Origin of the sequence: Fontisphaera persica, assembly GCF_024832785.1 — a bacterium.
In the GTDB taxonomy this organism is placed as follows: Bacteria; Verrucomicrobiota; Verrucomicrobiia; order Limisphaerales; family Fontisphaeraceae; genus Fontisphaera; species Fontisphaera persica.
In genome coordinates this window covers 3230524-3252988 of record NZ_CP116615.1, presented here as the reverse complement: position 1 = coordinate 3252988, position 22465 = coordinate 3230524, and the positions used below count along the sequence as shown (strand labels likewise).

At 63.6% G+C, this 22465-nt stretch carries 15 protein-coding genes; 4 read left to right on the top strand and 11 right to left on the bottom strand.

Annotated elements, in window-relative coordinates:
- The first annotated feature begins 41 nt into the window (after positions 1 to 41).
- The gene (locus NXS98_RS12130; RefSeq protein WP_283845259.1) at positions 42 to 3341 is read left to right on the top strand and encodes a DUF8487 domain-containing protein; all 3300 of its coding nucleotides are present in this window, start codon (positions 42 to 44) and stop codon (positions 3339 to 3341) included.
- A gap of 295 nt (positions 3342 to 3636) precedes the next feature.
- The gene (locus tag NXS98_RS12125; RefSeq protein ID WP_283845257.1) at positions 3637 to 4980 is read left to right on the top strand and encodes a hypothetical protein; all 1344 of its coding nucleotides are present in this window, start codon (positions 3637 to 3639) and stop codon (positions 4978 to 4980) included.
- Here NXS98_RS12125 and NXS98_RS12120 read toward each other — a convergent pair.
- From NXS98_RS12120 to NXS98_RS12070, 11 genes are all read right to left on the bottom strand, one after another.
- Positions 4943 to 6799: a prenyltransferase/squalene oxidase repeat-containing protein gene (locus NXS98_RS12120; protein ID WP_283845256.1), complete on the bottom strand. Its 1857-nt coding sequence runs from the start codon at positions 6797 to 6799 to the stop codon at positions 4943 to 4945. The two genes, NXS98_RS12125 and NXS98_RS12120, sit on opposite strands and share 38 nt — an antisense overlap.
- Positions 6800 to 7062: 263 nt before the next feature.
- Complete coding sequence (locus NXS98_RS12115) at positions 7063 to 8292, bottom strand: serine hydrolase domain-containing protein (RefSeq protein ID WP_283845255.1); 1230 nt, start codon at positions 8290 to 8292, stop codon at positions 7063 to 7065.
- Positions 8293 to 8463: 171 nt separating this feature from the next.
- Entirely contained in the window at positions 8464 to 9897 is a 1434-nt protein-coding gene (locus NXS98_RS12110; RefSeq protein WP_283845254.1) for a sigma-54-dependent transcriptional regulator, read from the bottom strand.
- A 12-nt stretch (positions 9898 to 9909) separates the two neighbouring features.
- Positions 9910 to 10326, bottom strand: a complete 417-nt coding sequence (locus tag NXS98_RS12105) for a hypothetical protein (RefSeq protein ID WP_283845253.1) — start codon at positions 10324 to 10326, stop codon at positions 9910 to 9912.
- Positions 10323 to 11753 carry a tetratricopeptide repeat protein gene (locus NXS98_RS12100; protein WP_283845252.1) on the bottom strand — a complete coding sequence of 477 codons (1431 nt, stop codon included), beginning with the start codon at positions 11751 to 11753 and terminating at the stop codon, positions 10323 to 10325. The genes NXS98_RS12105 and NXS98_RS12100 overlap by 4 nt, the downstream gene beginning before the upstream one ends.
- Before the next feature lie 68 nt (positions 11754 to 11821).
- Positions 11822 to 12445, bottom strand: a complete 624-nt coding sequence (locus NXS98_RS12095; RefSeq protein WP_283845251.1) for a hypothetical protein — start codon at positions 12443 to 12445, stop codon at positions 11822 to 11824.
- A 193-nt stretch (positions 12446 to 12638) separates the two neighbouring features.
- A complete protein-coding gene (locus NXS98_RS12090; protein WP_283845250.1) occupies positions 12639 to 13856 on the bottom strand; it encodes a hypothetical protein in 1218 nt (405 codons plus the stop codon).
- A gap of 83 nt (positions 13857 to 13939) precedes the next feature.
- Positions 13940 to 14941 (bottom strand): FAD:protein FMN transferase, encoded by a 1002-nt coding sequence (locus NXS98_RS12085; protein WP_283845249.1) that lies wholly within the window; start codon positions 14939 to 14941, stop codon positions 13940 to 13942.
- A gap of 66 nt (positions 14942 to 15007) precedes the next feature.
- A complete protein-coding gene (locus NXS98_RS12080) occupies positions 15008 to 16372 on the bottom strand; it encodes a Gfo/Idh/MocA family protein (RefSeq protein ID WP_283845248.1) in 1365 nt (454 codons plus the stop codon).
- A gap of 238 nt (positions 16373 to 16610) precedes the next feature.
- Complete coding sequence (locus tag NXS98_RS12075) at positions 16611 to 18353, bottom strand: GAF domain-containing protein (RefSeq protein WP_283845247.1); 1743 nt, start codon at positions 18351 to 18353, stop codon at positions 16611 to 16613.
- 128 nt (positions 18354 to 18481) lie between these two features.
- Positions 18482 to 19486 carry an ABC transporter ATP-binding protein gene (locus NXS98_RS12070; RefSeq protein ID WP_283848167.1) on the bottom strand — a complete coding sequence of 335 codons (1005 nt, stop codon included), beginning with the start codon at positions 19484 to 19486 and terminating at the stop codon, positions 18482 to 18484.
- A gap of 121 nt (positions 19487 to 19607) precedes the next feature.
- Here NXS98_RS12070 and serA point away from each other — a divergent pair, with 121 nt between their 5' ends.
- Both serA and NXS98_RS12060 read left to right on the top strand, forming a co-directional pair.
- Positions 19608 to 21218, top strand: coding sequence for a phosphoglycerate dehydrogenase (gene serA, locus NXS98_RS12065; RefSeq protein ID WP_283845246.1), 1611 nt, complete (start codon positions 19608 to 19610; stop codon positions 21216 to 21218).
- Between the two features lie 79 nt (positions 21219 to 21297).
- Positions 21298 to 22404, top strand: a complete 1107-nt coding sequence (locus tag NXS98_RS12060; RefSeq protein WP_283845245.1) for a peptidylprolyl isomerase — start codon at positions 21298 to 21300, stop codon at positions 22402 to 22404.
- Positions 22405 to 22465 lie beyond the last annotated feature (61 nt).

The window sequence follows — 22465 nt, the reverse complement described above, 5'->3', positions numbered from 1 at the left end:
CCAAGCATAATTCCCGCACAACATCAGCAACGCTGAAACTTATGATTCGACCACGCGCCCTTTTTTTCTGGTTGACTCTCACTGCCGCTGGCCTTTGCACCGCTGCGGCCGCCGCAGCCACGGGGCCGGAGCGCATCAACCTGGCCGGGACCTGGCGATTTGAACTGGACCGCCAGGATGCCGGCGTGGCCGAGGGCTGGCATCGGCGCGCATTGCGGGAGCGGTTGCGGCTGCCGGGTTCTTTGCAGGAACAGGGCTTTGGCGATGCGGTGACGGTGGAGACGAAATGGACCGGGAGCATTATGGACCGCTCGTGGTTCACCGACCCGCGCTATGCCCCTTATCGGCAGCCGGGCAACATCAAGGTGCCGTTCTGGCTGCAGCCGGAACGGCATTACGTGGGGGTGGCGTGGTACCAGCGCGAGGTGGAGATTCCCGCCGCCTGGGCGGGCCGGCGCGTGGTGCTCCGGCTGGAGCGGCCGCACTGGGAAACCACCGTCTGGGTGGATGACCAGCGCCTCGGCTCCTGCAACAGTTTAGGCACACCCCACGAATATGACCTCGGCACGGGCCTGGCCCCGGGCAAACACCGCCTGACCGTGCGCGTGGACAACCGCCTGCACGTCGAAGTAGGCGTCAATGCGCACAGTGTTTCGGACCACACCCAGGGCAATTGGAATGGCATCGTGGGCGCCCTGGAATTGCAGGCCACCGACCCGGTATGGGTGGAGGATTTGCAGGTTTATCCGGAGGTGGCGCAACGCCGCGTGAAGATTAAAGCTCGCCTCGGCAATCTCACCGGCCGCTCCGGGAGCGGCATGTTGACGCTGGCGGCGCAGAGCTACAACAGCCCGCGCACCCACCGGCCGCCGCCCCAAACGGTGCCCGTGTCCTGGACGCCTCAGGGCGGCGCGGTGGAATGCGACTATGAGCTGGGGCCGGAGGCGCTGTTGTGGGATGAGTTTGCACCGGCCTTGTACCGCCTGACCGCCACGCTGGAAGGGGGCGAAGGCCAGCGCCCGTTCAGGGACAGCCGCACCGTCTCCTTTGGTTTGCGCGAGGTGAAACGCCAGGGCACACAAATCGCGCTCAATGGCCGGAAACTCTTTCTGCGCGGCACCCTCGAGTGCAACATCTTTCCGCTCACCGGTTATCCGCCCACCGACGTGGCCGCCTGGAAACGCATCATCCGCATCTGCCAGGCGCATGGATTGAATCACATTCGTTTTCACTCGCACACCCCGCCGGCGGCCGCGTTTCAGGCCGCCGACGAGCTGGGGTTTTTGTATTACGTGGAAGCCGGGGTCTGGGCCAACCAGGGCAGCAGTGTGGGCGATGGCCGCAAGGTGGACGCCTGGCTGCACGAGGAGGCCGCGCGCATTTTCCGCGCGCTGGGCAATCATCCCTCATTCATCATGTTTTCGGCGGGCAACGAGCCAGCGGGCAAAAACCAGCAACGCTGGCTGGGTGATTTCATCAACTATTGCAAGCGTCTGGATTCCCGCCGCTTGTACACCAGCGGCGCCGGCTGGCCCATGATTCCAGAAAATGATTTCCACATCACCCCGGACCCGCGCATTCAGGCCTGGGGCGGCGGCCTGAATTCGCGCATCAACGCGCGCCCGCCGGAGACGATGACGGATTATCGGGAGTACATCGCGCAGGCCTCAGCACCGGTGGTCAGCCATGAAATTGGGCAATGGTGTGTGTTCCCCAATTTCGCGGAAATGCCCAAGTACAAGGGCTGGCTCAAGCCGAAAAACTTCGAGATATTCCGTGATTTCCTCCAGCAAAACGGGCTGGACGAGCTGGCCCGCGCCTTTCTGCTGGCCTCGGGCAAACTGCAGGCGCTCTGTTACAAAGAGGACATTGAATCGGCCATCCGCACCCCGGGCATGGCCGGCTTTGAATTGCTGGATTTGCATGATTTCCCCGGCCAGGGCACGGCGCTGGTGGGGGTGCTGGACCCGTTTTGGGACAGCAAGGGCTACATCACCGCTGCGGAGTTTCATCGCTTTTCCGGCCCCGTGGTGCCAATTGCGCGGCTGCCCAAACGCCTCTACACCGCGGATGAGACGCTGAAGGCGGAACTGGAGGTGGGGTGGTTTGCCCCCCAGGATTTGCCGCAGGGCGTTTTGCGGTGGAGGCTGGCGGACGGCCGCCGGACGCTGGCCACCGGCAAGTTGTTCACCGGCCCCCTGCCCACCGGTGTATGCAGTCCGGTGGGGGAAATCCAGGTGCCGCTGCGCGGCGCGGCCGCGCCCGCCAAACTGAAACTGGAGCTGGCGGTGGAAGGCACGCCTTACGCCAATGACTGGGACCTGTGGGTTTATCCGCCGCAAGTGAGCACCGCGCCGCCGGCGGGTGTGCATTTCACCACGGAACTGGACGCCGCCGCGCTGGACGTGCTGGCCCGCGGGGGCAGCGTGCTGTTGAATCCCCCGCCCCAAGCCATTCGCGGGGACGCGTTGGGCCGGGTGCAAATGGGCTTCTCCAGCATCTTCTGGAACACCGCGTGGACCCGCCGCCAAGCCCCGCATACCCTCGGCATCTACTGCAATCCCCAACATCCGGCGCTGGCGCAATTTCCCACTGAATACCATTCCAATTGGCAGTGGTGGGAGCTGGTGTCGCGGGCGCATCCTTTTATTTTGACGGGCACGGCGCGGTCGTTTCAGCCGGTGGTTTATGCCATTGATGACTGGTTCACCTCGCGCAAACTGGGGCTCATTATCGAAATGCGGGTGGGCCAGGGCCGGCTGCTGGCCTGCGCGATGGATTTGCACAGCGACTTGGAGCGCCGGCCGGTGGCGCGGCAGATGCGGCGCAGTTTATTGGATTACATGGCCGGGCCGCACTTCCAACCGGCGCATCGCTGGACCCCGGAGCAGGTTCAGGCGCTGCTGGCGGCGCCCACGCTGACGCAAAAACTGGGCGCGCGCGTCTGGCGGGTCAGCAGTGAACACACGGAATATCCGGCCCGGCAGGTCGTGGATGGGGACCCGCAAACGCTCTGGCATACCCCGTGGGGGGAAGGGGCGCCGAATTTTCCGCACTGGCTCATCCTCGAGTTCAACCAGACGGCCGCGCTGCAGGGCGTGACTTTGGCCCCGCGGCAGGACAACAATCGGAATGGCTGGATTCGCGAGTGTGCCATTTATGTGAGCGATTCCCCCGACGTCTGGGGAGCGCCGGTGTTGCGGCAAACCTTGTCCAACGATGCCGCGGCGAAGGAGCTGCGGTTTCCCGCCCCTGCCCGGGGACGGTATCTAAAACTGGAGGCGCTGAGCGGCTTCACCCGCCAGCCGTTCGCGTCGCTGGCGGAAGTTACCGTCTGGTAGGTAGGTCCGCAAAATGCTTCTGTTGGGCTTCAACGCGGCCGGAATCCGCGCATGGGCCGCCGCGTGAGGCAAAATATGCTTTTTCGCTAAAAATGCATTGTTTGTGTAACCGCCACCCGCTATAAGCCCGTCTCTTTATTTGAATGGAATGGGTGAAGGGGTATAGCGTCCCAGGGGACGGGCGTCCTTCAAGTCCGGCAGTCAGCAGGTGCTTTTTCCGGCTGGATGGTGGACTTGTTTTTTATTGTTCCAAAACCGAAGGACGCTGCCGGCTGCCGGCTGAAGCAGGATGCTTATGAATGTGAAAGGACGTGCAGCGGCTTCGCGGAAAGCCCGGCAGAACGGCGCTTTGCCACGCCGGCATTGGTGGCAGAGCATGGTGTTGGTGTTAACCGGGGTGTTGATTACGCTGGCGGCGCAATATCTTGGGCGCTCCTTGTGGACTTCAACCGGAAGCCAGCCGAATCAGGCCGCACTGACCGCTTTGGAACAATCCGCCACCAATCGGTGGGGCCTGTTGGAAACCATTCCCATCTGGTTGGAGCGGCCGGTGGAATATTTTGAATATGACCCGCCGCCACCGGAGACCAACACCTGGTTTTTTGCCGGTTATACTCCCGCCCGGTTGCGGGAGTTCATTCAAAGCTGCGCCCTGCCAAGGAATCTGGAGGTCAGTTTGTTGGATACGCAACGGTGGCGGGTAGTGGCCGAAGGGATTTATGTGGAGCCGGCGCTGGAAGTTATCCGGGACCTGCCTTCCGAGCCGCGCGGCAAGATTTATACGGTGCTGGCGGAACATGAGCTGAACGTGGCCTATTGTTATCCGTTTGCCGTGCGGGCCGAGTTTGCCGAGTGGTTCGCCCATCACAACCTGTCCGCCAGTGCCTTGCAAATCATGGAGCGCATGATGTATCGCAAGGACGGGCTGCTGTGTTTTGCCGACCGGCAGGCGCTGGCCCGGTTGTTTTCGTCGGACGATTACTTGCAGGCCAGCCGGACGGTGGCGCGCGTGCATACCCTCATGTTGAACTTGCGCGTCACCCCGCAGAGCGACCTGGAGCAGCTCATGAGTTACTGGGGCCTGCCCAATCGGGCGATGCAAGCGCGCCCGCTGCTGGAGTCGTTGAAACGGCTGCCGCAGGGCGGCAGCATCAACGTGGCCTGGTTCTTCCCGCCGGTGCCGCGTCTGTTGTTGTATTCCTACCCGCATCCCACCAACACCATCGCGGGAAAATGGCCCGATTGTTTCTGGTCTTCCTACAACTTCCTCAAAGACAAAGCGGAAGACCGGTTTATTGACGCGCGCTTCCAGGAGCAGGTCCTGCGCTCGGAATACCGCATGGTGCCCAAGGCGGACTTGTTTGGAGACCTAATCCTGCTTTACGAGCCGATGGGCGAGGACGTCCGGACGGTGCACATGTGTGTGTATGTGGCGGATGACATTGTTTTCACGAAAAACGGCTACGCGCCGCGCGAGCCGTGGGTGCTGATGCGGGAGCGCGACATGATGATTCACTACTCGCCCAAAAAGCCGTTGAGCCGCGCCGTCTTCCGGCATGTGAGCCGGCTGCCGAAAGCAGCCAAAACGGGAGCGCCCCCCTTCAAACCAAACGCGCCATCTTCGCCAGGGCGCGGGTAACGCCCAGAGCCGGCCAAAGGTCATCGTAATACCAGAATTGCCCCCATTGCAGGCCAAGGGGGGCGGGGATGGTCCACTTGCCGCCTTCCACCTGCCGCACCAGCCAGTTGGCGCCCCAGGCGGCGGCATTGCGGACCTGCTCGCGGGTTTCCAACAACAAGGGGCCGGGTTGCAACAACGCCTCGGCGAGCGCCTCCACCGCCAGGGAGGTTTCTTCCACGGAGGGCGGGCCGCCATGCCCGCCGCCCCAACTGCCATCGCTGTTCTGGTTTTTCACCAGCCACAGGACGCCGCTGTTCAGCGGTTCAACCAGCTCGAAGTAAGAGCGCGCCACCAGCTCCGGCAGGGCCAGGAGCACGCCGGCAGTGCCCAGGGTCAGGTTTTCCTCCTGGTGGGCGTATTGGTTGCCAAAATGGCGTGAAAACCAGGCGCCATCCTGGCGCTGCTCCTCCATGAGGAAATGAATGGCATGGTGAATGGAGGACTGCACGCGGTGTTGCTGGTCGGGCGGCAGCACATGCAGCCAGGCCAGCCAGGCGCGCAGGGCCAGCGCGGTTTCTTCCGCTCCGCTGTGTTCTCGGGCGGGCTGGCGCCATCCCCGCCGGAAGGGGGGCAGCCCGCCATCGCGGTTCTGCGCGGCCAGCAGCCAGTTCACCCCCGAAAGGACCGCTTGGATGACCTCCGGCCCGGGGTCCCCCAGGGCGCGCAGGGCCAGCAGCGACTCGGCGGTGCTGAGCGTGTCGGGGGCGGCGCCGGGATGGGAAGTGGCTGGCCAGCCGGCGGTGGGCTGGCGGAGTCCTTCGGCGTCCTCGCGTTGTTGCCGGGCCAGCAGCCAGCGGCGCAGGATGTTGAGTTCATTCAAGGCGGGCAGCCGATGGGCCCCCAGCGCGGGGGCGGTGGAGACTTGCACGGCTTGCGCCGTAAGCCATACCTCATGATTGGCCACGATGGGCCAGCTCCCATCCGGCCGAGCTTGGGCCACCAGATAGCGGATGCCCTTTTCGGTGACGGGATGCCGCCCATATCCGGCGGCCAGCAAACCGATGGTGGTGAGGGCCGTGAGCCAGGGGGAGGCCTGAAAACTTCCGTCCTCGGCTTGCAAGGCTTCGATTCGGCGCAAGGTGGAAGCCCGGAAGCATTCGCGCGCCAGCCGGGTGGCAAAGCAGCCGTCGGCCAGGTTGTGATGCCGCGCCTGCCCGGCGGCCAGCAGCAAGGACATGGCCCAACTGGCCCCCGGCAGGCGGGCGGTGCTCCACCATTCCGGCGGGACGGCGCCGCGCTCGAAGGGCAAAGCCGGCACATGCCGCCACGCGCGAATGTCGCTCCCCAGGCGGCCCGCCAGCGCGCATGTCATCAAGACCCCGGCCGCCAGGGCCAGGTCGCCCCGGAAATGATTGCGAATCATGGGCACCAAAATGGCCGGGGCCGTGTTGCCGGCCTTCTGGCAAATCCAACGCTCGGCGGCCTGAATGGTGCCGGCAAACAAATGATTCTGCGGCGGGGCCAGTCCAAAGGCGGCCCAGGCCAGGGCGGTGGCGCCAAGGTTGCTGAAGCTGCGCGGCGTATCGCCCCATCCGCCGTCGCCGTTGACATGGTGGGCCAGCCATTCCAGGCCCTGGTGCCCCAGCCGGCGCAAGGTATCCTCGGCGCTTTTCCACTCGGTGTCGGCCAGAAAGAGGGCCGAGGTGGCGGCAGCGACCGCCATGGGACTGCTGGGGAGCTGGCCTGGCCAGGGGGCGGCGGGCGGACGGGAATGCGCCAAAGTGGTCGCAGCCTGTTGCAGGGCCTCCTGCAAGCGCAAGGTGTCAAAGGTAATCATGGGCGCCTCCTGTCGCACCCGCGGCGCGGCCAGACGCTGAAGCCCGGCGATGAGCCACTACCATTCATCGCGTTGCCACTTCAACATAACCTTCGGGAGCAGTGAAGGACAAATTAAAAAAGACTCTGCCCGCCGGGCCGGGAGCGCATGGATGGTGGGCGGAGCGCAAGGCCTTGCGGCCCGGGTGAAAATGCTGGATGTCGCCTGCCTGAACATGGATGCGTTGGCTGCCGGGGCAAGGCGCGAATGCCAGGCAGAGCGGGTCAGGGGCGGTTGGCGTCCGGCAGCGGCGGCAAGGCGCCCGGGACGTTGGAGAAATCAAAACCCACCACCGCCTCGGCCGCCAGCGTGGCCACCACCGAGCGCAGTTTCACCACATTGCCGCCGGTGGGATGATTGCGGTTGCAGTAGAGGAGCACAAAAGTCTTCGAGAAAGGGTCCAGCCAAAGGCTGGTGCCGGTCCAGCCGGTGTGCCCGTACGAGCCGAGGGGCAGCACTTTGCCACGCGGCCCGGCGTAGGGCGAATCAATGTCCCAGCCCAAGCCCCGGCGGGCGTTGCCGCCGGGCGGTGACTGCACGGAAGTCATCAACTTCACGGTTTCGGCCTGGAGGACGCGGCGTCCCTCCAGCTCGCCTTCGGCGAGCATCATGCGGCAGAATCTCGCGGTATCCGCGACGGTGGTGAAGAGTCCGGCATGTCCAGCCACCCCGCCCATGCGGCGGGCGGTGGGGTCATGGACCACGCCGCGCAGGACGGTGCCGCCCACGCGCTCGGTGGGGGCGATGTGGGGCCGCCAGTCGTCCGGCGGCAGAAAGCGCGTCTGGCGCATGCCCAGGGGCTCATAAAATTTTTCGCGCGCAAAGTCGGCCAGCGACTGGCCGGAAACCCGGCGCACGATTTCCCCCAGCAGGATGAAATTAACGTCGCTGTAGCGGAAGGTGGTGCCCGGCGCAGGATTGGGCCGCTCCATGACGGCCTGGGCAATGGCGCCGGTATAGCCGTTGAAATCGCGGCGGGTCAGGCCGGAGGGCAGTCCGGAGTAATGGGTCAGCAACAGGCGCACGGTGATGGTCTCGCGCCCCTGGCCGGTAAATTCCGGCAGGTACTTGGAGACGGGGTCATCCAGGCCGATTTTGCCCTTTTCCTGCAACCAGAGGATGGCCGGTGCGGTGGCCATGACCTTGGTGAGCGAAGCGGCGTCGAAGATGGTGTTGGTGGTCATAGGCTCGGGCGCCGGCGTGACGGCGCGCTGGCCATAGGCTTTGACGTAGGCGACGCCGTTCCGCTCAATCCACACCACCGCGCCGGGAGTGTCGCCGCCGGCAATCGCAGCGGTGACCGCCTGGTCCAGCTCGGCCAGTTTTTCGGGACGGAATGTTTCGGCCAGCGTGCCTGCCCGGCTGCTGGCCATGGTCACGGCCAGGGCCAGCAAGCCAAGGCCAAGCGCCAGAAACTGGCGGCGGGGGCAGCGCCCAGAGGCGGTGTCCCGCATGCGCGCACAAGATAAATGGGCCGTCATCACGTTGGTTTAGATGGATTCAGGCAACAAAAAGTTACCCACGAATTTTTGCCGGGAGCAGGAGCGGGGGGGTGGGGCGTTGAGGCGGGCCGTTCCCGGTGGCGCTGCCGGCTGCTCCGGGCTGGCGCCATACCCCCGGCCGGCTCAAGTGTCTTCTCCTTCCTTGTCGGCCTCGGCGGGGTTGTATTCATGGAGTTTGTTGCGCAAGGTGCGCACGCTGATGCCCAGCAAACGGGCGGCATGGGTGCGGTTGCCGCCGCATTTTTCCAGGGCCGCCAGGATGTGGCGCTTTTCCAGCTCCGCCAGCGGGATGACTTCCTGCGGCGGGGGCGGCGCCGCGGGGGCGGGGGCAGGCGTTGCCGCAACGCCGGAACCTTCGGCGGCGGGGGCGGGCGGCGGCAGGGTCAGGCTGCGCATCAGCCCCAGGTGCTCGGGCTCAATCATGCCGCTGTCGCCGCCGAGAATGACAGCGCGTTCGATGACGTTTTGAAGCTCGCGCACATTGCCGGGCCAATCGTGTTCCAGAAGCGCGGATTCACTGGCGGGGGAGAGGCCGGTGATTTTGACGCCGTGTTTGCGCATGAACCGCTGCATGAAATGGCGGGCCAGCAGCAGGATGTCCTCCTTGCGCAGGCGCAGTGGCGGCACCTGCACGGGCACCACGTTGAGGCGGAAGAACAAGTCTTGGCGGAATTCCTTGCGGGCCACACTTTGCTCGAGATGGCGGTTGGTGGTGGCGATGACGCGCACATCCACCTTGACGGTGCGGTTGCCGCCCACGCGCTCAAATTCGCGCTCCTGGAGGACGCGCAGCAGTTTGGCCTGCACGGCGGGGGAGATTTCGCTGATTTCATCCAGGAGGATGGTGCCGCCGTGGGCCAGCTCGAAGCGGCCTTCGCGTTTGGCCAGGGCGCCGGTGAACGCGCCTTTCTCGTGGCCGAAGAACTCGCTTTCAATGAGATTTTCGGGAATGGCGGCGCAATTGACCTTGATGAAGGGGGCGCCGCTGCGCGGGCTTTGCTGGTGCAGGGCGCGAGCCACCAGTTCCTTGCCCGTGCCGCTTTCGCCCTGGATGAGGACGGTGGCCTCGGTGCGCGCCACACGGCGAATGAGCTGGCGAAGGTCTTCCATGGCCTTGCTCTGGCCGAGAAGCTGGGAGGCGTCTTCGTCCTCGGTCTGGCGCCCGTAAAACTGGTTGACGCGGAGCAGTTGGGTGAACTCGGCGGCCTTGCGAATGACCACCTCCAGTTGCTCGGCGCTGAAGGGTTTGATGAGATAATCAAACGCCCCGGCCTTCATGCACTCCACGGCGGATTCCACCGTGGCAAATCCGGAAATCATCACCACCAGGGGGCGCACGGGACGGGTGTTGAGCCGCTTGAGCAAATCGGTGGCGTCCCCGTCCGGCAGGCGGATGTCGGCAATCAACAGGTCAAAATTGTCGCGGGCCAGATAATCCTCGGCGGCGGCAATGGTTTCCACCGCGGCCACGTCATACCGACGGGAACGAAGCTGTTGCTCGAGGTTTTTGCGGACAATCAGGTCGTCTTCGAGAACAATAATTTTCTCGATCGGCATGGCGGAATTATATCAGGCGGCGGTATGCCGGCGATATAATTCTGAGACGTAGCCCTGACCGGAGGCGGGGCGGGGGGCCGGCCAGTGCTGGGGCGGCACCAGGCCGAGGCGCAGGCGGGCCTGCTGGTTTTCGCGGTCCAGGGCCAGCAGGCGCAGGACCAATTCCTGGTTTTCCTCCAGCAGCGCGCGCACGGCGGCGGGTGGCTGGCGTTGGGCCGGGGGCAATTGTTCCCAGGCCTGCCGTTGGGCGCGGAGGTGCTGCATCAATTCCTGCAGCCGTGGAAGGAGTTGGCGGCGGACGGCATCGGCCTCGGCCAGGGCCGCCAGCTTTCCCTCCTGCAGGCCGAGGGCTTCGCGCTCGAAAGCCGCCAGCAACTCCCGGCACAACTTCCGGTGTTCCTCAAGATGATGGAGGGTCGGGTCCGTCATGAGGCGGGTGAAGGCGGCGCAGGGGCGGGTGGAGGCTGGCTGGCGTTGCCTTTGGGCAATGAGCGCGAAGGGAGCAGGTTCTCCGCCTGCGCGCGCCATTGTAAAAACTGGATGCGCCACTGGGCCATATCAATGAGCGCTTTGAGCCCGGGCGAGGGCGCATCGTTCAGCTTCTGCGAGAGGGCGAGCACCTGCTGGTAATAATCGCGGGCGCGCTCTGGCTGTTTCATGTGCTCATAGACCAGGCCAATCTGGTAAAGCACCGGCCCCTGCCAGCGAGGGGAGGCATCCAGATTGAGCAGACTCAGGTAAATTTCCAGGGCATTCAGATAATCACCTTCCTGATAAAGCTGGTTGGCCAGTTCATTGCCGGTGCGTTGCTGCCAGTACGCCCAATTTTGCGGGTTTTTGGCGGCATCCCGCCGCTGTTTTTCCAGAAGGGCAAGGACTTGCTGGAGCGCCTCCCGGTTGCGGCCCAGGTGCTTGAGCGAGGTGGCCAGCAGGAAACGGACTTCGGCTTCGTCGGTGCTGCCCGCGTATTTTTGCAGGTAATCCTGGGCCTGCGGCACCAGGACCTCATCCTGGCCCAGATGGGACAAGCACTTGAGGTAGCGGAAATGCATCCGTTCCTTGTTGAGTTCCGGCGAATCCAGCCGGAGCAGCCGCGCGTAGAACTCGACGGCTTCCGCGAATTGTCCGCGGCTGAAATAAGTTTCGGCAATTTCCGTTTGCGCCAGCAGGACCAGCCGCTGGTAATACTCAAACTGGTCCAGCCGCAAAGAAAGAGCGCTGGACAACACGGCGTAAAACTTGCTGAGCGCCAGCGCTCCCACCCCCATTTCCCGGTACAAAATGCCCTGCCGCAGCAGGATTTCCGGCACGGCCGGGTCATCATGATAGCGTTTGACGTATTGGGAAAAAATCTGTTGAGCCCGGCCAAGCTGGCCTTCCTGCTGGGCCACCAGGGCCAGCTCAAACAGGGAGGGCCGCTTGATTTCCTCCGGCGCCTCCGACTCCAGGATGCCAATTAGCAGGGCGGCGGCCTGGCGATGGTCGCGCATCTTGCGCAGCTCCCGGGCGGCCTCCAATTGCTCCTGGAATTGCCGCACGCGGAACACCTGGTTGGAGGTTTGCAGTTTGAGCGTCAGCAAATTGCTGCTGGTTATCTGCCCCGGCGACGGCGGATTGGTGAGCGTGCCTGCCCCCCAGCCGGAGACCCCGGCTTTGACCAGCCGCTGCACGTAGTCGTTAATCAATCCGGCGGCCGGGCTGTTGGTGGCGATTTCCGGCGCGATTTTGGCCCCCGGCAGGGTGGCGGGAGGCGCGGAGGTGCTGGCGGGCGCGGGGAGGGACGGGGCATTGCTGGCGGTGGCCGTCGCCGCCCGGCCCACGTGGCCGGCCAGCGTCAGACTCAAGACGGCGGCCAAAACCCACCCCGCCCCTCTCTGGGGAGGAGCAACAACGCCCTCGGCCCTGGTCCATGGCAAAAAGTGGCTCATGGTGTGCTCCGGCGGGGTTCAGGGGTTTCGTAGCGGGCCGAGCTGGGCGGAAGGCGTCCGGGCTGGGGCGGCTGGAATAAAGGGACGGTCACAATAACTCCCGCGGAGTTGGTCCCCGCGGTGGGCGCGGGCATTTTGAAGTATTGCACCAACATCTGGGGAGTGATTTCCGGCTCGGCCGATTCCTGCGCCGGTGGCGCGGTGGCCTGCCCCACCTGGTTGGTGGTTGAGGCGGGGGGCGCAGGCAAAGGTTCCACCACCGCCGGCAAGCCATTGGTGGGTGGAGCCGGAGGAGGCTCCACGGCGGCTGTCGGTGGAATAGTGGGCGGAGCAGGGGGATTGGGGGATGGGGACGGGGCGGGACTGGGCGCCTCGCCCGGTGCACTGGCGGTGGCGTCGGCAGGGACGCTCACCGCCGTCTTGGGCAGGCGCGCCGTCCGCTCATAACGCAAGGGACCCGGCCCCACCAGCGGCAAATAGGCCGCCTGTGCCGGCCATGCGGCAGCGACGCTCACGGCCACTATGACCCAGCTACGCAACACAATATCGCCCAGTTTATCCAACACGCCTTGGGCCAGCCTGCCTGCCAGGGACAAGCAGCCCAATATCTCATTAGGCATATCGGCAGGGGATGCGGAAACCTTTAGAAAAAAAGAAATCGCTGCCCACGGCGGCCTGGCTGACGAAAGCCTTTGGCAAACAGGGATTAAGCAAAGAGAAGATGGAGCATAACAGGCGGGCGAAGCATTAACCTCCGACGCGGTCAGGGGGCGGTCTGCTCAATCCGCCTTCCGGTCTTTTCCGGCAAGGATTTCAAAACTCCCACTTAATTCCCGCCCAAACCGTATGCGCCTGGTACTCGGTGAACTTGAGATTCGACATATTTCTTTCCCACTGGTACTCCCACTCGAAACGCACTTCCTTGCCGAGCTTGACTTCGCCGCCCAAGGTCAAATCCACCTCCGCCCGCTGGTAGAGTTCCCCGGTACCGGGGGCCACAGGTTGAACCGGGTAATCATAAAGGGTCCACCTTGCGCCGGCCAGAACGCTCCAGCGGGGGTGCTGGTATCGCAATTGCGACTGCACCCCATACTTCCAATAACCATAAAAATCTGCGCCATTATCCAGGGAGCGCTCCAGCCGGAGCCGCAAAGCCGCGCGCCAGCGGCGCTGTTCATCCAGATGATGCCGCCAGGTCAAGAAGGCTCGCTGTTGGGCGTACTCCAGCCGCGTGCCGGCCAGAGGCGCGCCGGTGGCATCGGTGACCTGACGGCTGTCGTACCAGCGATGATTATACTCATAGGCCAGGCTCACTTCTGAGCGGTGGCCGTACTGGTAACCCAGCCGCACCAAGGGCCCGGTTTCCGCATAGTCGTCCACCGGCGCCTGATATTCATAAAACGAGCCGCTCGCTTCGGCTTCGGCAAAGAAGTTGCGTCCCAGCTCCTGGCGGGCAATGACCCGCGGCTGGAGGGCATGCAGGCGCACGGGCAAAGGTTGCGCGATGCCCTGCTCGTCGCTCAAGTCCAGCACCTGGTCAAAGTACAGGTATTGCCCGCGCAGGGCCAGGGAGCCTCCTCCCGCCCAGGTTTTTTTCACCTCGGCCACGGCCATGCCGGTCTGTTCCTTGTCCACCGCCAGATGCCGGCTAAAACGCAAGTCTTCCCAGACGGCCAGTCCCGAAAAACTCCAACCCTTTTCCGGCAGGCGAAGCACGGTGGCTTCCATTCCCAGCCGGACAAACGGACTGCCTTGCCGGGAGTCATGGCTGAGCAGCACATTGTCCTTGTAACCCGCCCCCACGGCCACATTCACGGTCAGGTCCCAGCGGCGGATTTTCAGTCTTTCCAGCTCCTTGGCCAGAGCGGGGTCCAGCCGTGCCAGTTCCTCCAGCGTGGCAGCGGGATTGTTGGTGGACGGCGCCGGCACGTTTTGTGCGGCAGGCACCAGGCTGGCGCCGGCCAGAGTGGCGGCCAGCCACAAGCCGGCGCCCGCCCGGCCCCGGGTTGGCACAAAGCGCTGGAGGTTCATGATTGGCGCAACGGCAATGTCATCCGTTTCCGGTCATTTCGCCGCATTCCGGGGTTTTCGATTTGTTGCCTGAGGTTCTCGGCTCAAGGTTCCCAATAAACCAGTTCGGCCTGGGCATCGGGCAACAGGGGCAGCCCCCGCGCCGCGACCTGCAGCCGTCCGCCCTCGGGCGCTTCCCACGCCACCAGGGTTTTGAGTCCAGGCAGGCTCTGGCCAAGGCGGGCGTGGTGCTGTTTACCATCCACAATCAACGCGGTGGCCAGCGCGTCGCCATCCGTGGCCGAGGTGCTCATCACGGCGCTCAACAGCGCGGCATCGGCGGGCTGGCCGGTGCGCGGATTCAGAATGTGGCCGTAGGTTTTTCCGTTTTTCTGGAAATGTTTGCCCCAGATGGTGCTGACGGTGAGTGACTGGTCCCGCAACTCCACGACGGCCAGCGGGATTTTGGCCTGTCCGGGTTGGAGCGGATGCGATTCGATGGCCAGGCGCCAGGCGCCGGTATCTGGCGGCGCCCCCAAGGCATAAACGGAGCTGGTGCCGCCGTGCAGCAGGGCATGGGTGATGCCGGCCTCGCGGAGAATGGCGATGGCGCAATCGAGGGCATATCCTTTGCCGATGCCGCCCAAATCCACCATCACGCCGGGCTTGCGGAAGCGCACCGTCATTTCTGCCGGGTCCAAATCCACCCAGTGCATGCCGGTAACGGCGCGGGCGGCTTGGACCGCCACCGGGTCGGGCATGGCGCCTTCGGCGCCCATGAATCCCCAACAGCGCAACAAGGGGGCGATGGTGATGTCAAAGGCGCCCTGAGTGCGCTCATGCCATTGGCGGGCGCGCCACAACACTTCAAACACCGGCGGGCTGACCCGCACTGGCTCCCAGGCGGCGCGGGCGTTGACATGCGCGATTTCACTGGAAGGCCGGTAAAGGCTCAGAAGCTGCTCCAGGCGCGCAATTTCCTCCAGGGCCTCCTCCCCGGCAGCGCGCAACGAGGGCGAGGGGGTTCCTGGCAACACCAGCTCGAAGCGCGTGGCCATGGCCTCCCGCGCCAGCAACACCGCCGGATAAGACAGCCCAGGATTCATGCCGGCATAAAAAAGGTTCCGCCGGGGCGGCCGGCGGAACCTGGATCAAACCCGCAACGGTGGATCTCAGGACACGCCTTCTTTCCACCCGTAGTTGATGATGGGCAGCTCCTTGCCCATGCCGTCGGTCACCTTGCGCGTCTTTTCGTCGAAGAGGCACATGGTGCTCAGCCGGTCGGACATTTCGCCCAGGCACACCACGGTCTGGACGCGCACGGCCAGCTCGATGCCGCAATTCGGCTCCTTGTTGGCGCGGATGCTGTCGAACCAGTTCTGATGATGCGCGGGAATGGACTCGGCCGGGAAGGGACCCACCGTTTCGGGGTCAATTTCCTCGGTGAACGGCTTCTCCGGCTTCAGCTCGACGCGGTTGCCGGCCATGTACAGGGAGCCTTTCTGGCCGCGAATCATTTCCTGCGTGCCCTGTTCGTTGACGCTGCTGCTGGTGATGTGCATCACCATGCCGTCCGGGAATTCGGCAATCAACTGAATGATTTCGGGCACGTCGCGCATGGGCGTGCCGGGGGTCAGCTTGTCGGTCATGACCTTGCGCGTGCCGATGGCCGCCACCCGCACTGGGAATTGCGGATTGCCGGTGGCAAGCATGTACGGATGCAGCTTGTGCGGGAACAAGTCGCCAAGCAACCCCGCGCAATAGCGGTAATATTTGCGCCAGCGGAAATAATCGTCGGCATCAAACTCGGGCTTGCGGGTCTTGATTTGGGGACCAAGCCAGAGCTGCCAGTTGATGTCGTCCTTGGTGGCCCAGCTTTGGATGTTGTAATTCCATTCACCCTTGGGGTTGTTCCGCATGTAAGAACCCTGGGACATGACCACGGCGCCAATCTTGCCGTCCTTGATGAGCTTGGCGGCGGCGTGCCATTTTTGGTCGGAGCACCCCTGGCTGCCCACCTGCAGCACCTTCTTGCTGCTCTTGACCGCGTCGTAAATCGCGAACGCCTCCGGCAGGTAGCGGCACATGGGCTTCTCCACGTACACGTGTTTGCCCGCCTTCAGCGCGTCAATGGTCACCGGCGCATGCCAGTGGTCCACGGTGGCACAGACGATGGCGTCAATGGTCTTGTCCTCGAGCAGCTTGCGATAATCTTCGTATTCCTTGCAGCCCTCGCCCACTGCCTGCTGGGCCTGCAACCGGCGGGTTTTGGAGACGTCGCAGACCGCCGTCACCGCCACGTTGTACTTATCTTTGTCCTTCAAAATGGGCAGCAGATGGCTGCCATAGCCCTGGTTGCCCACGCCGATGAAGCCCAACACCAGGCGGTTGTTGGCGCCAGCCACGCCATCCGCCCCATACAACGGGCCAGACAGCCAGCTTGCCGCAGCGGCCGCGCCGGCCACCGTGGCGGTTTGTCGCAAAAAATTCCGGCGCGTCATCGGGCCGGCCGAGGTTTTTTGTTTATTCGATTCCATAAATTACACGCTCTATTTAATCAGACTTCAATTGGGGCCGCGACATTCAATTCAACCTGCGGGCGGCCTGTCGGGTTAATATGACGATTGGCGCGGCGACGGTCAATGTTTATTAAGTTTGTCTAATTCTTCTGTCTAACCCTGTGCGGCTCTGGCTTTTGGGTGAATGGTGAGCCGGCAGCCTCAACTGGCCATCCCTGGTTTGCGGCCCAAGGGACACCCTCCATGGCGCTCAGATTTATCCGTTGGTCTGGGGAGCCACGGGCAGGGTCAAGCGAAAGCGGGTGCCTTTGCCGGGACGTGAGGTGACTTGAATGCGTCCGTGATGCGCTTCGACGATGCGCCCCACCAAAACCAGCCCCAGGCCGGTGCCCTTGGCGCGGGTGGTGCTCAACAGGGGCGTAAAGGCCCGGCGGCATTGGTCTTCGCTCATGCCTTCGCCGGTATCGGAGACCTCAATTACGACGTGACTGGGCGGTCGGGCGGCGTCCCGCGGCAGACGGCGGGCGGTGAGGGTCAATTCACCGCCCTGCGGCATGGCCTGCACCGCATTGAGCACAAGGTTCAGCAGAGCTTGCCCCAGTTGCGTGGCATCGCCCCACACGGCGGGCAGGGCGGGTTCCAACCGGGGCTGCCAGTGGATGTTTTGCTGGCGGAGCTTGTGGCGGACCAGGAGCCCCAGCTCATCAAGCACTTGTGGGAGGGAAACCGGTCCAAATTGCGGCTCGGCGCTGCGGGCAAAGCCCAGCACCCGCTCCACCGTGCGGTCAAGCTGCTCGAGTTTTTCGCCGATGATTCGCACATCCGTGGCGCGGGGGTCTTCCGGGGCGAATTGCAGGTTCAGCGAGTGAAAGAGCATTTTGATGACGGTGAGGGGATTGCGAATTTCATGCGCCACCTCGCCGGCGAGCAGGCCCAGGGCGCTGAATTTCTCGGCATGGCGCAGGGCTTCCTCGAGGTCCACCACCCGCTCGTAAAGCCGCGCCTTTTCAATGGCCACCGCGGACAGCCCGGCCAGGGCCGTCAGGATGCGAATTTCCTCGTTGGAAAACACGTGCGGATGGCTGGTGTACACGTTGAGCACACCGAGGCAGCGCCCGCCGAACGTCAACGGGGCGCTGAGGAGCGAAACCAGGCCCTCGCGCGCGGCGACTTCCACGTGCTGATAGCGCTGGGAGATTTGCACATTTTCCACCTGCAACACCTTGCGCCGCCGGACGACGGACCCCACCAGGCTTTCCTCGACATTGAGGCGCGGTTTGTTGATGTAGTCCGGTCCCGCGCCGTGGGCCGCGCGCAAATCCAGCCAGCGGCCGGAGTCGTCGAGCAACAAAAGGGAACAGAGCCGGGCCTGCATGAGCTGGTGGGCCTGTTGGGTGATGGCGGCAAGGGTTTCATCCAGGTTGAGGGTGGAATTAATCAACTGACTGACCGCCACCAGGCTTTCAAAGAGCCGCGCCTTGAGGCGATGCTGCTCATACTGCCAGGTCTGCTGGATGACCAGCGCGGCCTGGGCGGAAAGCTCCTCCAGCAGGGATTGGTCTTCTGCCGTAAAGGCGTGGAGCTTTTCGGAGTCCACATTCAAGAGGCCGCGCACCTCCTCGCCCAGACGCAGGGGCACTGCCAGCTCGGAGCGCACCTCCGGGCGGGCCATGATATAGCGGGGGTCCTGGCGGACATCCCCCACCAGCGCCGGCTGGCCCGTGCGCACCACCCAGCCGGTGATGCCCTCGCCAGCCCGCAGCTTGAGCTGGCGTGCCTCCGGGGGCAGGCCGCAGGCGGCCTCGATTTCCAGGAAACCGGTGTGTGGATTGAGCAGCACCAGGGAGCCGCTGGAAGCGCTGGTGAGCTGCACGGCCTGCTCGACAATGAGCTGCAAGGCATGCTGCGGCTCCAGGGTGGAGTGCAGCACCTGGCTGACCTGGTACAGCCGTTGCAGGCGTTCAAAGCGCCGCCGCCAATCATCCGTCGCGTCGCTCACGCGCCCCATTGAATCATGAAGGGGCGCCCCTTGACACGCAGGAAATTGCGCCGGCGCCCGCGAAATCTCGCCAGGAAAATGGGGGAGCGGTCCCGGCTCCGCATCGCAGGGCCAGTGGCGCTGTTTTTTCAATTCGTTGACGCAGGCCGGCCCGGCGAATGGTTGCGCGCGAACAGGCGGCGGACGATTTCCTCGATGGGGGTTTCCTCAATGTCAATGTCCTTGACTGGCAATTCGTCCAGCAGGGCTTTGCAGACGGGAATGACCTGCTCGCGGCGCACCCGCAGGCGCACGCGGGCGTCCGTCAATTCCAAGACCTCTCCATGGCGGGCAAGCTGGGAAGGAGGCGGCGGCCCGCCCGGCCCCAGCTCGATGGTGATGAGCTTGTCGTCCGCATACCGCTCCAGCACCTCGGCCAGGCGCCCGTCAAAAAACAAACGACCGTGGTCAATGATGAGGACGCGCTCGCACAGGGCCTCAATATCCGCCATGTAGTGGCTGGTCAGCAGGATGGTGGTGCGGGTGGTCTGGTTGTGATGGCGCAGAAAGTCGCGCACGGTTTTTTGGGAAACGACATCCAGTCCCAGCGTTGGCTCGTCCAGCAGCAGCACGCGGGGGTGATGGAGGAGGGCGGCGATAAGCTCCATTTTCATGCGCTCGCCCAGGGAAAGCTCGCGCACCATGACGGATAACTTGTCTTCCACCCCTAGCAGGGCGGAAAGTTCCTGCACGGTGCGCTCGAAGTGGGCGCGCTCGATGCCGTAGATGTGGCGGTTCAGCTCGAAGGAATCGCGGGCGGGCAAATCCCACCAGAGCTGGTTTTTCTGGCCCAGCAGCAGGGCAAACTGGCGGCGATAGCCGTCGGGCCGCTCCCAGGGCACGTAGCCGAGCACCTGGGCGGTGCCCGAGGTGGGGTAAAGCAGGCCTGCCAGCATTTTGAGAGTGGTGGTTTTGCCCGCGCCGTTGGGGCCGACAAAACCGACCAGCTCCCCTTCTTCGATGGCAAAGGAAATGTCCTGCACGGCTTGGACCGTCTCGTATTTGCGCCGGAAAAGTCCTTTGACCGCCCCTTTCAGCCCCGGTTCCTTTTTGTAGGTGCGGAAACTTTTGCTTAAATGATGAACCTGAATCACGGCCGCCACGCGCCCACCATAACGGGGGAAACCGCCGGGCGCAAGCCGACCCCCCGCCGCAGCGGGGCAGAATGTGCATTGACCAGCTCTGAGAGCTGTTCTACATTGCGATTCCGTTTTTATGAAAGTCATCGTGTGCGATCCGGTTTCCCCCAAGGGGATTGAGCGGTTGCAGCAATGCCCGGAGCTGGAAGTGGTGGTGCTCTCCAAGCGCCTCTCCGAGCCGGAGCTGCTGCCGCTGGTCAAGGACGCGGTGGGGCTGGTGGTGCGTTCGGAGACCAAGATTACCCGGGCCGTGATGGAAGCGGCGCCCCTGCTCAAAGTGGTGGGCCGCGCCGGCGTGGGGGTGGACAATGTGGACACCGAGGCGGCCACCCAGCGCGGGGTGGTGGTCATGAATACACCGGGCGGCAACACCATTTCCACGGCGGAGCTGACGTTCTCCATGCTCATGGCCCTGGCACGCAAGATTCCCCAGGCGCACGCCTCCATGAAGGCGGGCAAGTGGGACCGCAAATCGTTTTCTGGCATGGAATTGAACGGCAAGACCCTCGGCATTCTGGGCATGGGCCGCATTGGCACGGAGGTGGCCCGCCGGGCGCTGGCGTTCAACATGCGGGTGCTGGCCTATGACCCCTATCTTTCCCTCTCCCGCGCCAAGGCCCTGCAGGTGGAGGTGGTGGAGCTGGACGAAGTTTTCCGGCAGGCGGATTTCATCACCGTGCACATGCCGCTGACGGACGAAACGCGCAATATGATTAATGCGGCGGCCATTGCCCGCATGAAACCGGGCGTGCGCCTCATCAATTGCGCCCGGGGCGGCATCATCAATGAAAAAGATTTGTACGAGGCCCTGAAATCCGGCCACGTGGGCGGGGCGGCGCTGGATGTGTATGAGACGGAGCCGCCGCCGGCGGATTTTCCGTTGCGCGAGCTGGAGACGGTGGTGTTGACGCCCCACCTGGGGGCCAGCACGGCCGAGGCGCAGGAAAACGTGGGCATCGAGATTGCGGACCAAATCATTGATTTTCTGGTCAACGGCACCATCCGCAACGCGGTGAACATGCCCAGCCTGGATGCCAAGACGTATCAGGCTGTGCGTCCCTACCTGTTGCTGGGCGAGAAACTCGGCCGGCTGGTGGCGCAACTGGCGCCCAAGCGCAACGACCGCCTGACCATCACTTTCGGTGGGAAGGCCGCCGATGTGCCCACCGACCCCGTGACGCGAAGTGTGCTGGTGGGCTTCCTGGCTCAGACCCTGGGGGCCGAGGTCAACCAGGTCAACGTCAAGTCCGTGGCCAGCTCGCGCGGGTTGTTGGTGGAGGAAATCAAATCCAACGAAGAAACCGATTACAGCGAGTGGTTGCAGGTGGCCGTCTATTCCGGCGACCAGGAGATTTCAGCGGGGGGCACGATTTTGGGCAAACGGCATCAGCCGCGGATTGTGCGGTTGTTTGGCCAGCCGGTGGAGATTGTGCCCTCCGGGGTGTTGTGCCTGTTTAATAATAAAGACCGGCCGGGCATTGTGGGCTATATTGGTACCCTGATGAGCCGTTACCAGGTCAACATCGCCAGCATGAGCCTCCACCGCGACGCCGCGGGCGGGCGGGCTTTAACCGTATTGAATTTGGATAGTGTGCCGCCGGATGAACTGGTGGCCCAAATCCAAAAAGACCCGGACATTACCAATGTGCGGATTGTCCGGCTGGAAAACCATAACGAAAACCACTAAAACTCCGAACCTCAGCCTGGCCCCAGTTTCGCCCGGGCCGGCACTTTGCCGGCCGGCCAAGATTGTGTGGCAAAATGTCATGAAAAAACTGATTCCCTTCACCGCCGTCTGTGCCACGCTCGTCCTGGCCGTTGCTGCCGGCGCTGCCGACCAACCCGCTGCCGCCGCGGCCCCCAAGCCCGCCGCCAAGGAGCTGTTCCCTGATTCCGTGGTGGCCAAAGGCAAGGGCGTGGAGGTCAAACGCTCCCAGGTGGACGAGGCCTACAGCCTGTTCAAGGCCAACGTTGCCGCCTCCGGCCGCGCGGTGCGCGAAGAAGACCGCAACCGCGACCAGGCGATGCTGCTCGACCGCATCATCTCCACCAAACTTCTGGTGGCCCGCGCCACCGAAGAGGACAAAAAGAAAGCGGCCGAAAACGCGGACAAATACATCGCCGAAACCAAGAAACGCCTGCCCAGCGAGGAATTTTTCGAGCTGCAGCTCAAGTCCATCGGCTTGACGCCCGCCACCTACCGCGAGCGGCTCCTGGAGCAGGCGATTTGCGAAGAAGTCATCAACCGCGAAGTGCGCGACAAAAACCAGGTCACCGAGGCCGAAATCAAAAAGTTCTACGACGAAAACCCGAAGGAATTTGAACAGCCGGAACAAGTGCGCGCGGCGCATGTGCTCATCAGCTTCAAGGACCCGACCGACCCCAATCCCAACCCGGGCGCCAAACGCGACCTGCCCGCCGCGCAAAAAGAGGAAAAGAAAAAGCTGGCCGAGAGCATCCTGGCCCGCGCCAAAAAAGGCGAGGACTTTGCCAAGCTGGCCAAGGAATTCTCCGATGACCCCGGCTCCAAGGACAAAGGCGGCGAGTACACCTTTGCGCGGGGCCGCATGGTGCCGGAATTCGAGGCGGCGGCGTTTGCCACGCCACCGGGACAGGTCAGCGACCTGGTGACCACCGTTTTCGGCTACCACGTCATCAAGGTGCTGGAAAAAATCCCGGCCCAAAAAGTCGAGCTGGCCAAGGTCGCCGACGACATCAAGCGTTACCTCGCCAATGAAAAAGTGCAGGAGGAAATGCCGAAATACCTGCAAAAAATCCGCGAAGAGGCCAAGGTGGAAATTCTGGACCCGAACCTGAAGGTCCAAACTCCGGCCGCGCCCAGGCCGCCCGCGGCGTCCGCGCCCAAGAAATAAAGGTCAACCCTTTAAGCATTGCCACAGCACGATGGGGCTTCTGTATCGCGCAGAAGCCCCA